Genomic DNA, 10,207 nt, shown 5'->3' with positions numbered 1-10,207 from the left:
GCTCTGCGGGCCCCCCCCCCCCCCGGGTTGTCGTGTCCGCCCCTCCTCCCCCCCCCCCCCCCCCCCCACGACCCGGGCAGGGGGCACCGGGCAGGGGGCACCGGGCAGGGGGCGGCTAGCGACCGGGTGGATGCACGTCCTCGGCGCCCTCGGACAGCTTCGTCGTGAGGAAGTGCGACAGCAGGAACATCGCGACCGCCAGCAGGGGCAGGACCACCGCCATCGCCCACGCGAACAGCACGTCCGAGAGGAAGAGCAGCGCCAGCATCGCGACGAGGCCCACGCCCAGGAAGCTGGTGCTACCGGGGTCGGCGACCTCCCAGGCGCGCAGGAGGCGGGCGCCGACCACGACGGCCACGACGAGGACGGCGATGATCATGAGCAGCACCGGCGCACCGCAGGACCCCGAGCCCTGCACGACCGAGCAGAGCTGCAGGCTGAGGCCGCCGAGCAGCACCATGACGACACCGGCCACGGCCCCAGCGACCACCACGGCTGCCGTCTCGGGCAGCGGAGGCAGGTCGACGTCACGCAGCCTCGCGAGCAGCGCCGCCGCACGTGAGGGGCGCTTCTCCGTGGGCTCGTCCGGTACGGCGGGTGGCGCGGCCGGGGCCTCCACCACCGGTTCCGGTTCGGGCTCGGGCTCGGGGTAGAGCGCAGGGGCGGCCGCCTCGACGACGCTCGGCTCCGGCTCCGGCTCCGGCTCCGGGGTAGGAGCAGGCTCGGGCGCGGGAGCCACCGCGGGCAGCGCTGCGGTCGGCGCCTCCTCCGGCTCCGGCGCCGGCTCCGGCTCGTCGCGCTGCTGGGGTGGCTCGGTCGTGACGGGCTCGGACGCCGGGGGCCGCGCGCCGCGGCGCCGGGCGGCGAGGCGCTCGCTCAGCGTGCCGCCGACGGATCCGGCGCGCTCCCGGACGCCGGCGAGCCTCGCCTTCGCCTGCGCGGCGCGCTCGGCTGCGGGGGCCACGGCGGTGACCGGCTCCGGCTCGACCACGGGCCCCGGCTCGGGCTCGGCCACGGGCTCGGGCTCGGCCACGGGCTCGGGCTCGGGCTCGACCACGGGCTCGACCACGGGCTCGACCACGGGCTCGACCACGGGCTCCGGCTCGACGACCGGCTCCACCGGCTCCACCGGCTCCTCGGCGACCGGCTCCTCGGCGACCGGCTCCTCGGCGACCGGCTCCGGGGCCGGCTCCGCCGGGGCGGCCTTGCGCCCGCGGCGTCGTCGTCCGAAGGAGGGGAGCTGGAGGGCCTGCTCGAGCGCGTCGAGCTCCTCCTGCGAGCGGTCGTCCTTCTGGGCCATGGCGGGAGTCTGTCACGCAGGAGGCCGGGTCTCCCGGGATCCCGGGCCGGGAAATGCAGGACGGCCGGACCCGTGGGTCCGGCCGTCCGTCTGTCGGGCTGACAGGATTTGAACCTGCGGCCTCCTCGTCCCGAACGAGGCGCGCTACCAAGCTGCGCCACAGCCCGATCGTGGCCTTCCGGCACACGAGCGGTCGTGAGCATAGCCGAGCCTCGGACGGTCCTCCCAATCGGGTGTCAGACGGCCTTCGGCGTCAGCGTCAGCAGGGTCGCCTCCGGCCGGCAGAAGGTGCGCACCCGCATCGACGGTGCCGTGCCGAGCCCCGCCGACACGTGCAGCCAGCTCGAGCCCGCGTCGCCCGGCACGGACCCCGCGGGGTGCCGGTGCAGCCCCTTGGCCCGGGCGGGCTCGAGGTCGCAGTTGGTGGTGAGCGCGCCGACGAACGGCAGGCACACCTGGCCCCCGTGGGTGTGGCCGGCGATCACCGCGTCGTACCCGTCCCGGGCCATCTGGTCGAGCACGCGGAGGTACGGCGCGTGCACCACCCCCAGCGCCACGTCGGCGTCCGCGCCGAGACCGGTCCGGGCGGGTCCGGCGATGGCGTCGAGGTCGTCGTACCCGAGGTGCGGGTCGTCGAGGCCCCCGAGCACGAAGCGGACGCCCCGCACGTCGAGCACGTCGCGCCGGTTGGTGAGGTCGCGCCACCCGGCGCGTGCGAGCTCGGCCTTGAGGGTGCGCCAGGGCAGCTCGGGGGTGTGGGTGTTGCGCTGCCCGTCGTCCGGCGCGAGGTACCGCAGCGGGTTGCGCCGCGACGGCGCGAAGTAGTCGTTCGACCCCAGCACGTGCACGCCCGGCACGTCGAGGAGGTCGCCGAGCGCGTCGAGGAGGGCGGGTACGGCGTCGGGGTGCGCCAGGTTGTCGCCGGTGTCGATCACGAGGTCGGGCCGCAGGCCGGCGAGGTCGCGCAACCAGGCGATCTTGCGGGCCTGTGTCGGCACGAGGTGGAGGTCGGAGAGGTGCAGCGCGCGCAGGGGCGTCGTGCCCGGCGGCAGGATCGGCAGGTCCACCTCGCGCAGGGTGTAGCGGCGGGCCTCCCACGCGGCGTACGCCACGGTCGCCGCGCCGGTCAGCGCGCCGGCGGCCACGAGCCGTGCGGCGTCGCGGCCGACCCGTCGCGCGAGCCGCCCCGAGCCGGGACGGTGGGACGGACGGACGGGGAATGCGGTGGGCGACACCCCGACAGGCTGCCACAATCGTCGTCATGAGCACCCTGAAGGACCGTCTCCGCGCCGACCTCACCACCGCCATGAAGGCCCGCGAGAAGCTGCGCGCCTCGACGCTGCGGATGGCGCTGACGGCGGTCACCAACGCCGAGGTCTCGGGCGACGAGTCGCGCGAGCTCACCGACGCCGAGGTGCTGGGGATCCTCGAGAAGGAGGCGAAGAAGCGCCGCGAGGCGGCGGCCGCCTTCGCCGAGGGCGGGCGCACGGAGAGCGCGGAGAAGGAGCGGGCCGAGGCGGAGGTCCTCGCCGTCTACCTCCCCGAGGGCCTGAGCGACGCCGAGATCGAGGCGATCGTCACGGCCGCGATCGAGCAGACCGGGGCCGCGGGGGAGGGCATGCGGGCCATGGGCAAGGTCATGGGAGTGGTCCAGCCGCAGGTCAAGGGCCGTGCCGACGGGGCTGCGGTCGCGGCCGAGGTGCGCCGCCAGCTGGGGTGACCCGGGCGGGCTCCCCGCGGTCGCGAGGCCGTTTCGCCCAGGGCGTACGTCCAAAGTGCTGCCGAGTGTGCGGGAACGACCACCGAACAGGTAGCGTTGCCCCCACGACACAGACAACTAGTCCGGGTGCCTCCGAGCCCCGGCCAAGCGCGAGGGGGTCGACCCTATGGGGCGCGGCCGAGCAAAGGCCAAGCAGGCGAAGGTCGCACGCGACCTGAAGTACCGCACGCACGACACCGATCTCGGTGCTCTCGCGCGGGAGCTGCATGGCGGTAGCGACGACGACGACACGACCGAGCCGGATGACTTCGGCGACTGGGCCGACTACCGCCCACCTCGTGATTGACGTCTTGTAGAACGGCACCCCCAGGCTCGACGAGCCTGGGGGTGCCGTCACTTGCGCGGTGTCAGGCGCCCAGCCAGATGCCGCGCAGGCGGCCGACGTCGCGCATCCGCTGCTCCGCCAGCCGGTCGGCGGCGACGGCGGGGGTCACCTGCTCCCTCTCCGCCAGGTCGAACACGGCCGCCGTGGTGTCGAAGATGCCCGAGGCGCGCTGCTGCGCGCGCTCGAACGAGAAGCCCTCGCGCTCGTCGGCGACCTGGATGAGCCCACCGGCGTTCACGCAGTAGTCGGGGGCGTAGAGGATGCCGGCGTCGGCCACGCGGTCGGCCGAGTCGGGCCGGGGCAGCTGGTTGTTCGCGGCGCCGCAGACGACCCGCGCCTTCAGCACGCCGATGGTGTCGTCGTCGAGCGCGCCGCCGAGCGCGCAGGGCGCGTAGACGTCGAGGTCCTCGCGCACGAGCTCGTCGGTGGAGCCGACCGCCCGCACCCCGTGCGGGTGGTCCGCGAGGACGGCCTCGACGGCAGGGGCGTAGACGTCGGTGACGACGACGTCCGCGCCGTCCTCGCGCAGCAGGCCCACGAGGTGGCGCCCCACCTTGCCGACCCCCGCGACGCCGACGGTGCGACCCGCCAGGGTGGGCTCGCCCCAGAGCCGCTGGGCGGCGGCCCGCATGCCCTGGAACACGCCGTACGCCGTCAGCACCGAGCTGTCCCCGGCGCCGCCGTGGGCGACGGTGCGGCCGGTGACGAAGTCGCACTCCCGGGCGACGTGGTCCATGTCGGCCGAGTAGGTGCCCACGTCGCACGCCGTGAGGTAGCGGCCGCCCAACGACTGGACGAACCGCCCGTACGCCCGCAGCAGCGCCTCCGACTTGTCGCGACGGGGGTCGCCGATGATGACGGCCTTCCCGCCGCCGAGGTCGAGGCCCGCGAGCGCCGCCTTGTGGGACATGCCGCGCGACAGGTCGAGCACGTCGCGCAGCGCCTCCTCGGTCGAGGCGTAGGGGTGGAAGCGGGTGCCGCCGAGACCGGGACCGAGCGCGGTCGAGTGCACGGCGACGATCGCGCGGAGCCCGGTCGCGGGGTCGTTGGCGAAGACGACCTGCTCGTGGCCGGCGGCGAGCTCGAACACGTCGGTCGAGGGGCTCGCGGAGGGGGTGGTGCTCATGGCGCTCCTGTCGTCGGGCGTCGCGGGGGTGGGCGACGCGGGGCCGCCGACGCCGGGGGTGTGGCGTGGGCGACACCCAGCCTATGACGCGGTGGCCCCGACGCGGGACGCGTGGGCGTCACCGGAGGCGCGCGACGTACCGCCGCCCCCGCCGCAGGGAGGCCAGCCGGCTCTCCCACGTCACGCCGACCGTCACGAGCAGTGCCCCGGCGGCGATCATGACGACGTACGGCGGCAGCTCCGCGGCGTACGGCGCGAGCGCGCGCAGCAGGAGCAGGGCGCCGGCCACGGAACCGGCCACGAGGGGAGCGCTCCAGCGGAGCGTCGCCCCGCCGAGCACGAGGGCCAGGCTCGCGAGCGCCACCAGCAGGCCGCGGAGGCCCGCCGGATCGTCGAGGGCCAGCAGCGTGCTCGGACCGAGTGCGAGCGCCAGCCCGCCGAGCAGTGTCGCGGTGCTCCCGCGGCGCGGGTCGCGCAGCAGGGCCACGACGCCCACCGCGAGGAGCACGAGGGCCGCCGGCAGCGTGTAGGCCTCGGGGCCGGAGACGCCCGTGTCGGTGAGCCGCACCCAGGACGCGAGGACGAGGAGCGCGCCGCCGACCCAGGCGAGGGGTCGGCGCGTCGGGCGCACGAGGGCGGCGACGGCGGCGGACCCCCCGGCGAGGGTGAGGTGCACGGCCAGCCAGGTCAGCGGGTCGTCGCCCACCACGACCGCGGTGGTCAGCACCGCCGCCGTCAGGGCCACGACCACCTCGTTGACCGGTCGGGCGACCGCCACGAGCAGCAGGCCGAGCACGGCCACGGCGACGGCCAGCACCGGCTCGGCGGGCTGCGCGGCGACCCGTCCGAGGTCGACCACGAGGAGGGCGGCCGCCGGGGCGACGACGGCGAGGGCGAGGGTCCCGAGACCGGTGCGGAGGAGGGCGGCGGTGCCGGCGGCGATCCCGACCAGCACGACGAGGGCGCTCGCCTGGAGACCCGCGCCGGGCGTCGCGACCAGGACGGCGGCGAGCGCGGCGACCAGGGCGGAGCCGGCGGCGGCGTTCGCGGTCCGCCGGTGGTGACGCAGCGCGGCCGGCGTGGCGAGCGCAGCCGCGGTCACCGCGAGCACGAGGAGCTCGGCGACGACCAGGGCGAGCGGCACGGCGTACGTCGCCGTCACCGCCACCCCGGTCGCCGCGAGGAGCCCGGCGACCGTCACGAGGACGGTCGTCGGCGGCAGCACGCCCCCGCGGTCCCCGCGCGACGCGGGGACGTGCTGGTCGAGCACCGCCAGGACGGCGGCAGCCAGGGCCGCGGCGACCAGGAGGGCCAGCCACGGGTGGGTCAGGAGGGTCGCGGCGCCGGGCAGGCGGAGGTCGCCCGTCGGCGCCAGCACGGCGTCGGTGGCCCGGCCGAGCACGTCGACGAGGGCGACGAACGGGACCAGCGCGGCGGCCCCGCCCGGCCCGGCGAGCGCCGCCCGCCAGCCGGTGCGGACGAGCGGCGCGGACGCCGCGACGAGCAGCAGCAGGAGCGACCAGCCGACGACACCGGCGTCGAACGAGACGGCGTGGAGCGGGAGGAGGAGGGCGGGGGCGAGGACGGTGCCGGCGGCACCGAGCGCCGTGACCCGCAGGGCGCGGGGGAGGAACGGGACGGCCGTCGCGGCGAGCGCGAGCACGGTGGCCGCGACCAGCGGCCACGCCTCGGCACGACCCCACAGCGCGGCGACGGAGACGTCGGCGACCGCCCGCACGAGACCGGCCCCGGCGAGGAGCAGCCAGGTCAGCCCGGCGGTGCCGGCGGCCAGCGGCGGCAGGAGGCGCAGCCCGACGAGGCGTGCCAGCAGGGCGAGCCCGCCGAGGAGGAGCGTCCCGACGACGAGGCCGAGCTCCGCGGCGGGCGCGGCCATCGTCGTACCGGTCGTCACGAGCACCGCTCCCAGCACGACGACCGCCTCGCCGGTGAGGAGGCGACCCAGCGGCGTGCGCCGCGCGCCGAGCGCCAGCGACGCGCCGAGCGCGACGAGCACGCCGCCCACCTGGACGGGCAGCACGCCGTCGGGCGGGTCGCCGAGCCAGCCGGCGGCGTCCGCGCCGATGCAGGCGAGCAGCGTGAGGCCCGCGGTGACCGCGGCGAGCGCCTCGCTCGCGGCCGGCAGCCCGCGACGGGCCAGGACCGCCGTGAGCGCCCCGGCGCCCACGGTCGTCCCCGCGAGCACCGCCGTGCGGCCCTCGACGCCCATGAGCACCCACGCCACCGCGAGGAAGACGAGCGCCCCCACGAGGAGGCAGGCGGCGCCGAGCCCCAGCAGCAGCTTCGGCACGCCCGACTCGAGCATCCCCCGGCGCTGCGGGGCGTCCGGCGCGGTGGTCGGGGCAGCGGTCCGGGCCGCCGGGCGCGGGTACGCCGCGAGCCCGGCCGTCATCGACGTGGCGCCCGCGCGGGGAGCGGCGGCCGGGGCGACGCCGACAGCGGCGGAAGCAGCGGCGGAAGCAGCGGCGGAAGCAGCGACGGGCGCGGCCGCGCGGGACCGGGCCTCGGCGCGCAGGCGCAGGACCAGCCGGTCGGCCCGCTCGAGCGTGGCGAACAGCTGCCAGGCGACCTCACCGGTCAGGCGGATCGCGCAGCGGGGGCACTCGTCACGCCCGGCGACGAGCGCGGAACGGCAGTCGGGGCAGCAGGTGCGGTCGGCGAAGAGCATGCCCCCCATTCCGCCGCAGACGGGCGCGCGGCACGACGACCGGGCGACTCAGGCGGGGTGAGTACGAGTACTCGACTCCTCGGGCACCGGTCGTAGGGTGGGCGCTCCCCGGCCCGACCCTCCACCCGATCCCGACCTCCGAGGAGATCCCCCGTGCGCGTGCTGCTCGACCGACGCAACCCGGCCCACGACGGCGCGACCGAGGTGTCGGACGACCAGCTGGCGACGCTCTACGCACCACCGGCGGGACGCGACTGGCTGCGGGTCAACATGGTGAGCACCGTCGACGGGGCGGCGACCGGCGACTCCGAGCGGTCCGACTCGATCCACACCCCGGCGGACAACCGGGTGTTCCGCGCGATCCGGTCGCTGGCCGACGTGGTGGTGGTCGGTGCGGGCACCGCGGCGGCGGAGACCTACCAGGCGGGCGAGCTGCCGCTGGTGCTCGTGAGCCGTCGCGGCCAGGTGCCCGATCAGCTCCGCGACGCGGAGCGCGGCGCGGTGCTGCTCGCGACCTGCGCGACCGCGGACGGGCTGACCGAGGCGCGCTCGGTGCTCGGCGAGGACAACGTGCTCGTGCTCGGCTCGCACAGCGTGGACCTCCCCGCGCTGCGCCAGCGGCTCGTCGAGCAGGGCTTCGTGCGCCTGCTCGCCGAGGGCGGTCCGCACCTGCTGCGCGACCTGCTGGCCAGTGACGTCGCGGACGAGCTGTGCGCGACGTACGTGCCGCGGATCGTCGGCGGCGACCGGCCGCGGATCACCGCCGGCCCGCCCGTGGACGCGGCCCTCGACCTGCAGCTGCTGCTCGAGGAGGACAGCACGCTGCTGGGCCGCTGGGACGTCCTTCGCTGATCGTGCGCTGATACTGCCGCGACGGCGGGTGACCGGCGGTGCGAGGATCAGCGATCGTGACAACTCGACGGATCGCGTACCAGGGTGAGCCCGGCGCGAACTCCCACATCGTCTGCCAGCGCCACTACCCCGGGCTCGAGGCCGTGCCGTGCGCCTCGTTCGAGGAGGTGTTCGCGACCGTCGAGCGCGGTGACGCCGACCTGGCGATGATCCCGATCGACAACACGCTGGCCGGTCGCGTCGCCGACATCCACCACTTCCTGCCGACGACGAACCTCCACATCGTCGCGGAGCACTTCCTGCGCATCCAGTTCCACCTCATGGCCGTGCCCGGCGCCACGACGGAGACGATCCGCACGGTGCACAGCCACGTGCACGCGCTGGGCCAGTGCCGCCGCATCATCACCGGCAACGGGTGGCGGCCGGTCATCTCCGGCGACACCGCGGGCGCGGCGCGCGAGGTCGCGGAGTCGGGCGACCCGACGCAGGCCGCGATCGCGCCGCCGCTGGCCGCGGAGATCTACGGCCTCGAGGTGCTGGCCGCCGACGTCGAGGACGAGGACCACAACACCACCCGCTTCGTCGTGCTCTCCCCGGAGCCGCAGCGGGCGGCCGCCGGCAACGGACCCGTCGTCACCAGCTTCGTCTTCCACGTGCGCAACCTCCCGGCGGCGCTCTACAAGGCGCTCGGCGGGTTCGCCACCAACGGCGTCAACATGACGAAGCTCGAGTCCTACATGGTGGGCGGCCACTTCACCGCGACGCAGTTCCTCGCCGAGGTCGACGGCCACCCCGACGACGTGGGTCTCGCCCGCGCGCTCGAGGAGCTGCGGTTCTTCACCCACGAGGTCAAGATCCTCGGGGTCTACCCGGCCGACCCCCACCGGCTCAAGGCCTGAGAACGCCGGTCGCTCAGAACAACCGGTCCTCGTTCGGCGGCTCGAGGTCGCAGGGGTCCCCGAGCCGCACGACGCCCGAGTCGAGCAGCCGGCACACGACCCCGCCGCGGCGGATGAGCGCGATCTTGCCGCCGGGCCCGAGCTCGTCGTCCATGATCCGGCAGGGTGCCGCCACGCGCACGACCTCCAGGTCGAGGCCGGCGAGCCGCAGGCGCGATCCGGGCGCCGTCGGGAGCGGGCCGTGGTCGAGGGTGACGTTCCGCCGCGTGCGCGGAGCCGGTACGTCGCGGCCGAGCCGCCGCGCGGCGCTCGCCAGGTCGTCGGCGGTCTGCACGGTCACGTGCCGGTGGCGGGCGCCGAAGAAGCGGTCGCCGACGAGCCCGCGTCCGGCGACGGCCTCGACCTCGTCGACCGGCACCATCGGCGACCGGTGGGCCGGCGCGACGTGGAGGGCGACGACGATCGGCATACCCGGATCGTAGGCTCGCGCCCGTGCCCATCACCGTCGCCCACCCGGCGCTCGTGCTGCCGCTGGCGCGGCTCACCGCCCGCTGGGGACTGCCGCTGACGCCGCTCGTCGTCGGCACGATGGTGCCCGACGTGCCCCTCTTCGCGGGCGAGCAGGCGGCGTACGGGGTGACGCACTCGGCGCTGGGCGTCGCCGTCTACGCCCCGCTCGCGACCACGGCGGTCGTGCTCGTCTGGTTCGCGGTCGTGCGCGACGCGCTGGTCGGGCTCGCGCCCGCGCCGGTACGCCGCCGCCTCGCCCCCCACGTCGCCCTGCCGCTGCGGGCGTGGGCCTGGGTGCCCGTCGCGGGGGCGGTCGGCGCACTGACCCACGTCGCCTGGGACTCCTTCACGCATCCCGGCCGCTGGGGCTGGGAGGCGGTCCCGTGGCTGGCGGCGCAGCAGGGGCCGCTGCCGGGGGGCAAGTGGCTGCAGTACGGCTCGGGCATCGTCGGGATGGCCCTCGTGGCCGGCGCGGCGGTGCTCTGGCTGCGGTCGCGGCCGGCCCGCGACGTACCTCCGCGGGTCACCGCGGTGCCCCTGCTCGAGCTGGCGGTGGGGGCAGCGGCGCTCGTCGCGCTCGTGACCGCGGTGGACCGCGTGCCGCAGGGCCTGCACGCCGTGGCGTTCGACGGCGTCGTGGCCGGGCTCGTGGCGCTCGTCGCCGCGCTCCTGGTCGCGGCCGCCGCGTGGCACGCGCTGCGCCTCGCCCGCACCTGATCCGGGTCGTGG

The 10,207-nt window shown here is 76.3% G+C and carries 10 protein-coding genes and 1 tRNA gene; 5 read left to right on the top strand and 6 right to left on the bottom strand.

Translation table 11 applies throughout. The features are described 5' to 3' along the window. Positions 1-115 precede the first annotated feature (115 nt). From G3T38_RS19130 to G3T38_RS19120, 3 genes are all read right to left on the bottom strand, one after another. On the bottom strand, positions 116-1,300 hold the full coding sequence (locus tag G3T38_RS19130; RefSeq protein ID WP_163774181.1) for a hypothetical protein: 1,185 nt from the start codon (positions 1,298-1,300) through the stop codon (positions 116-118). 93 nt (positions 1,301-1,393) lie between these two features. Then, positions 1,394-1,467, bottom strand: a tRNA-Pro gene (locus tag G3T38_RS19125). Positions 1,468-1,536: 69 nt separating this feature from the next. After that, entirely contained in the window at positions 1,537-2,445 is a 909-nt protein-coding gene (locus G3T38_RS19120) for a metallophosphoesterase (protein ID WP_163774240.1), read from the bottom strand. Positions 2,446-2,561: 116 nt separating this feature from the next. On the opposite strand from G3T38_RS19120, the gene G3T38_RS19115 reads away from it, so the two are divergent. Then, positions 2,562-3,020 (top strand): GatB/YqeY domain-containing protein, encoded by a 459-nt coding sequence (locus tag G3T38_RS19115; RefSeq protein WP_163774179.1) that lies wholly within the window; start codon positions 2,562-2,564, stop codon positions 3,018-3,020. A gap of 166 nt (positions 3,021-3,186) precedes the next feature. Then, positions 3,187-3,366 carry a DUF3073 domain-containing protein gene (locus tag G3T38_RS19110; RefSeq protein ID WP_163774177.1) on the top strand — a complete coding sequence of 60 codons (180 nt, stop codon included), beginning with the start codon at positions 3,187-3,189 and terminating at the stop codon, positions 3,364-3,366. A 61-nt stretch (positions 3,367-3,427) separates the two neighbouring features. Here G3T38_RS19110 and G3T38_RS19105 read toward each other — a convergent pair whose 3' ends face one another. Together G3T38_RS19105 and G3T38_RS19100 are read right to left on the bottom strand one after the other, a co-directional pair. Beyond that, on the bottom strand, positions 3,428-4,531 hold the full coding sequence (locus G3T38_RS19105) for a Glu/Leu/Phe/Val family dehydrogenase (protein WP_163774176.1): 1,104 nt from the start codon (positions 4,529-4,531) through the stop codon (positions 3,428-3,430). A gap of 118 nt (positions 4,532-4,649) precedes the next feature. Next, positions 4,650-7,217 carry an SCO7613 C-terminal domain-containing membrane protein gene (locus tag G3T38_RS19100; RefSeq protein WP_163774174.1) on the bottom strand — a complete coding sequence of 856 codons (2,568 nt, stop codon included), beginning with the start codon at positions 7,215-7,217 and terminating at the stop codon, positions 4,650-4,652. Between the two features lie 153 nt (positions 7,218-7,370). On the opposite strand from G3T38_RS19100, the gene G3T38_RS19095 reads away from it, so the two are divergent. Next, positions 7,371-8,069 (top strand): dihydrofolate reductase family protein, encoded by a 699-nt coding sequence (locus tag G3T38_RS19095; RefSeq protein WP_163774173.1) that lies wholly within the window; start codon positions 7,371-7,373, stop codon positions 8,067-8,069. A gap of 56 nt (positions 8,070-8,125) precedes the next feature. Beyond that, complete coding sequence (locus G3T38_RS19090; RefSeq protein WP_163774171.1) at positions 8,126-8,968, top strand: prephenate dehydratase; 843 nt, start codon at positions 8,126-8,128, stop codon at positions 8,966-8,968. A gap of 13 nt (positions 8,969-8,981) precedes the next feature. On the opposite strand, the gene G3T38_RS19085 is transcribed toward G3T38_RS19090, so the two are convergent. Continuing rightward, positions 8,982-9,437, bottom strand: coding sequence for an MOSC domain-containing protein (locus G3T38_RS19085; RefSeq protein WP_163774169.1), 456 nt, complete (start codon positions 9,435-9,437; stop codon positions 8,982-8,984). Positions 9,438-9,460: 23 nt separating this feature from the next. Here G3T38_RS19085 and G3T38_RS19080 point away from each other — a divergent pair, with 23 nt between their 5' ends. Continuing rightward, entirely contained in the window at positions 9,461-10,195 is a 735-nt protein-coding gene (locus tag G3T38_RS19080) for a DUF4184 family protein (RefSeq protein ID WP_163774167.1), read from the top strand. The last annotated feature ends 12 nt before the right edge of the window (positions 10,196-10,207 follow it).

Origin of the sequence: Nocardioides zeae (assembly GCF_010686755.1) — a bacterium.
GTDB lineage: Bacteria > Actinomycetota > Actinomycetes > Propionibacteriales > Nocardioidaceae > Nocardioides > Nocardioides zeae.
Note: the sequence above shows the minus strand (reverse complement) of the source record. Positions and strands in the feature narration are given on the sequence as shown.

Excerpts from the sequence above, each read along its gene's own strand:
- G3T38_RS19085 (WP_163774169.1), bottom strand. The coding sequence starts at position 9,437 with ATGCCGATCGTCGTCGCCCTCCACGTCGCGCCGGCCCACCGGTCGCCG.
- G3T38_RS19115 (WP_163774179.1), top strand. The coding sequence starts at position 2,562 with ATGAGCACCCTGAAGGACCGTCTCCGCGCCGACCTCACCACCGCCATG.
- G3T38_RS19100 (WP_163774174.1), bottom strand. The coding sequence starts at position 7,217 with ATGCTCTTCGCCGACCGCACCTGCTGCCCCGACTGCCGTTCCGCGCTC.
- G3T38_RS19110 (WP_163774177.1), top strand. The coding sequence starts at position 3,187 with ATGGGGCGCGGCCGAGCAAAGGCCAAGCAGGCGAAGGTCGCACGCGAC.
- G3T38_RS19105 (WP_163774176.1), bottom strand. The coding sequence starts at position 4,531 with ATGAGCACCACCCCCTCCGCGAGCCCCTCGACCGACGTGTTCGAGCTC.
- G3T38_RS19130 (WP_163774181.1), bottom strand. The coding sequence starts at position 1,300 with ATGGCCCAGAAGGACGACCGCTCGCAGGAGGAGCTCGACGCGCTCGAG.